Here is a 3,310-nt window from a genome sequence, read left to right as displayed (position 1 = left end):
GCCTGAATATCAACCTTCCCTGCCCCAGCATACATCTTCATTCCTGCAGCCTGTGCAAACAAACTTACAGCCTCGCTTGCCGCTACAGTGAACGATTGCCCGGTGCTGATATCCGTGTTTTTACCTGACATGAGGCCAATACTTGCGCCACCTGAAGCAAGCCGGACAGCTTCTGGACTGAGGATGCCTATACCAGCAGGTGCACTGGCCAGCATTCCTGGCATTTTCAGATATTTCAGTGAACTGTTAAGCGTCTTTTGGCTGTCGATATCTGATACCGTTGCCTTCGCTCCTTTCGCAGCTGCCTGGAGGCTTCTTGCCAGCGTGAGTGCCTGCTCCAGTTGTTCTACAGCCCTGTCCATTTCCAGCATTTTACTGCCGACGTCAGGCTGAGCATCTGCAGTAAGCATTACTCCCTTACCACCACGAACGCTGACCCAGTCGCTAGTCCGCAGTTCTGTGCCTTCACCACGAAGCCCCCCTCTCGCTTTAACGTTATGCCCAAATTTGGTTAGCTGATTATTCCCCCCTCGTCCCGTCGACTTTGCTAAAATCAGGTGTTGTGTTTTTTGATGAAATGACGTTCCCATCTGGATAGACAAAAGAATACATAGCATCTTTCCCCTTCTTATTAGGGAATATCATCAATACTTTTTTATTTTCGTCTATAGAGGGATTGTAATTTATTAAAACATTTTCGTTAGGTTTATAGTCCAACTTCACTTTCCAAAACGCATCTTCCTTACCGAAAAGATATAATTTATCCCGCATAGTAGACTGTGGGTTATTATTCCATTTTTTTATAAAAGGATAGTATTTTGGAGTGTAATTAAAATCATTCCCCACCACAGTGTCAAATTGTCCATTCCGCGCAGCATCAGCATCAAAAGCAATAGTTACACCAACCGCAGTTCCAGGTACTAAATCATTCCCAAGATGTGTAGCATCTATATATTCAATACCCACATTGATTGCGCTTAAGCTCCATACGCACTCCCCCCCGCCAGTAATAGCGACTGTACCTTTCCATTTATCACCATTCTGCTGTTGTAAAGGTACTTTAATAACGTTATAGCTTAATTCCGCATCCACAGAACCATCAAATCCGTTGACTCTTTTTTTCTGGCATTCACGTGAAATATATCTAACTTCAAGAGGAAATGGTCTTGTGTATTTTGAAGGATTACTAACCTCAATAGTCACCCATTTGGTATCCGCTGGAGGGGAAATTGCATTGCTTGTGGCATGACTACAACCTCCGACTATAAAAAAGACAAGCGATAAAAAAATAAATTTGTTTTTATTAAGCATTTTCAACCACCTCATCACCATAAATGGCAAATCGAACTAGCGCATCATTCCCATAAGATTCAGACAGAGTAGGAGATAGTGATGCCTTCAATAACCCTTCTATGTCAAGGAATATCTCATTTCTTTCATATTCCTTTTCAGGAATTTCATCTTTATGTTCCGACATTTGCTCTTTAAAACGATCTACATTATATAGATGCTCAGTAAAATTCCGGTTCTCAATCAATCCTTCGTTATCTATTAGTTCCAATAATTTATTATTCATGTAAGGCATATACGACGTCATGAAGTGATCGCCAAATGTTAAATCTGCTCCACGGTCGGGGTTTTGTCCCTCAGGAAAAATCTCTTCCAGCTTGCTAGCCGTTAGTGACGTTCTGAACTCCTTTTGTTTACGGCCTGCAATTTGCATCTCTTGGTCCGCCAAAGAAGGAACAAGATATAATTTAACTTTTATCGGAAGAAGCCTTTTTAAATTTATGCAACCAGCAGGTACGGGCAAACTTGTTTTACACTCTTGCCACTCACGACTTTGTGTCGCAGTTAGAAATACAACTGGATTACCATGGTGCCAAAAGCAATCCCCCCAAGATATAGCTTGGTAAGCCAGAAGTTCTCCAACAGACCACAGCATTCCTAAAGTTTGCCCAAGTGGTCCCCAGAGGTTATATAACGCATTATCTAGACTCGCTTCGGGTGGAACTGCTGGAACGGGATCATTATCATTTACATGACGGAAATGGGTGATTTCGGATAACTGCTGAACTGCCTCCTTGGTAAAGGTACGGGGCATACCATATGTGTAGAGCAAAGGTTTTTCAGACTTTAGTGCAGCAGAGTAAATTAATGCAAGCGCTCCCCCCAAACTATGGCCGCAAACAAATAAATTTCGTGCTCTAATTAAAGTTAAGAGCTCATCAAACTCAGAAGAAAAAAGCCGTTCAGATCTACTATATCCACTTAGGAATCCATCGTGCACTTTTCCAGCAGGACTCAAGTTTGTGCACATAGTTTTATTTACATCACATACCTCAGTGCTAACAGGACTAAATGCCAGATCCGTTCCGACATCATACAACCCTGCAGTCCCTCTCCATGCGACAATGACTTTGTCTGTATTGTAAACATAATACAGTTGAGTATCGCCTTCTGGTTTTGCTGAGTTCCCCCCTCCAGAGGTACTGCCACTTTTATTATCAGTCTTCGAGGTGTCTCTAGAGGTATCCATGAAAACAGGAGGATTATATCGCTCGCTAAATGGTACATCCTGCACTAGTGTATTGTAACTAAAACCGCCTTTATGGAGCTGAGGTAAACGCGATAAATCTTGGCACTGGTTTATATAAAATCGTGTTATTGATTCCGGCCGGAGTGCTTTATCATCGGCATAAGCTAGAGAGGCACTTGCTCCGAGGTTGATGGCATTTGCCATTGAATATTCATCCTGGTGATGTAATACCAACTCCCATGCTCTGAAAGGGCAAATTTCAATAATATGCCGCTTTTCAAGTTCATTTGTCCGGACGGTAAGCCCTTTGAAAGACTTGTTAGGTGGAAAATGGAAGGATGGTAAGGTTTCGCCTTTATGTAATTCGATATTAGGATAACCTGAACTAAGTTCACCGACTACGGCGTAATGCCAGATATAACCGGCATCTACTGCAGGCTGTCTAACTAAAGAATCGGTTTCTGCATCTCTACCTGGGCGAAGTGCTCTCTTCTCCATTTCATTTACTAAAGCAGTCGATTCTAATTTCAGAGCCAATTCAAGTCCATGCGGCATATCAATGCGAATAAGTCCATTTGCATCGCTTTGACCGGAATGCGTAAAGTTATCGACTGGCCCTGAAACAGGATGAGAACTTTCGGCTATCCATGGCATATTCGCCACGGGATCGCCCTGCTCATCAACCAACTGAAATTCTACCCAGTAGGGCATCTGCTCTTCGCATGGAGCATGGGGATTTTTACGGCAGAGTGAGGATACAGCGGTAGTCAT

General features: G+C 42.9%; 3 protein-coding genes. All 3 read right to left on the bottom strand.

Annotated elements, in window-relative coordinates; translation table 11 throughout:
- Positions 1-590: DUF2345 domain-containing protein (locus tag ADJ24_RS21885; protein WP_239663705.1), on the bottom strand; the 590-nt coding region annotated here is incomplete at its 3' end.
- Positions 520-1,311 carry a hypothetical protein gene (locus ADJ24_RS21880; RefSeq protein ID WP_023308697.1) on the bottom strand — a complete coding sequence of 264 codons (792 nt, stop codon included), beginning with the start codon at positions 1,309-1,311 and terminating at the stop codon, positions 520-522. The genes ADJ24_RS21880 and ADJ24_RS21885, both read right to left, overlap by 71 nt.
- A partial coding sequence (locus tag ADJ24_RS21875; protein ID WP_023308698.1) for a lipase family protein occupies positions 1,304-3,310 on the bottom strand: 2,007 nt, incomplete at its 5' end. The genes ADJ24_RS21875 and ADJ24_RS21880, both read right to left, overlap by 8 nt.

It is taken from the genome of Enterobacter sp. 940_PEND, assembly GCF_001059415.1.
GTDB lineage: Bacteria > Pseudomonadota > Gammaproteobacteria > Enterobacterales > Enterobacteriaceae > Enterobacter > Enterobacter cloacae_M.
This window is presented reverse-complemented; position numbering and strand designations above follow the sequence as displayed.

Bases quoted from the DNA above. Each gene is read 5' to 3' on its own strand.
- ADJ24_RS21880 (WP_023308697.1), bottom strand. From the start codon at position 1,311: ATGCTTAATAAAAACAAATTTATTTTTTTATCGCTTGTCTTTTTTATA.